The organism is Vibrio sp. 1401 (assembly GCF_033340295.1).
On sequence record NZ_JAWOWF010000719.1, the window covers coordinates 1 to 550 of the forward strand.

Annotated in this window: 1 protein-coding gene; it reads left to right on the forward strand. The window is 49.1% G+C overall.

Annotated elements, in window-relative coordinates:
- Positions 1-550 (forward strand): MATE family efflux transporter (locus tag R7Z77_RS27770; RefSeq protein WP_318137361.1); only part of this gene is annotated, 550 nt, incomplete at both ends.

Sequence of the window (550 nt, forward strand, 5' to 3'; positions counted from 1 at the left end):
GGCACTATGATGATGGTGACAAGTGGTGTGAACTTGGTATTAGACCCGCTGTTCATTTTCACGCTCGATCTCCGCATTAATAGTGCAGCGTTGGCAACCTTAGTTGCATTTGGGTTTGGTATCCTTGTCGTTGCGCCAAGAGTGAAGCGCAACCACTGGGCTACAACGCAATGGCAAGATCTGAATGTGATGAAAAGCGTCTCTTCGATAGGTAACATCATGGGGCCAGCCATGGTCAGTCAATTGCTGCCGCCGCTCTCTTCAATGTTAGCGACCAAGTTGCTTGCCAGCTTTGGAACTGCCGCAGTCGCTGCTTGGGCGCTAGGCTCACGTTACGAGTTTTTTGCCATTGTGTCTGTATTGGCACTGACCATGTCGATGCCTCCAATGGTGGGGCGCTTGTTAGGCGCAAAGAACTATCGAGACATTCAATCTCTGGTTGGAATAGCGGTTAAGTTCATTCTTGGCTTCCAGCTTTTGATTGCAGCGATTACCTTCTTGCTTGCAAACCCGCTCGCATTGTTAATGACAAGTGATACCCAAGTAGAAC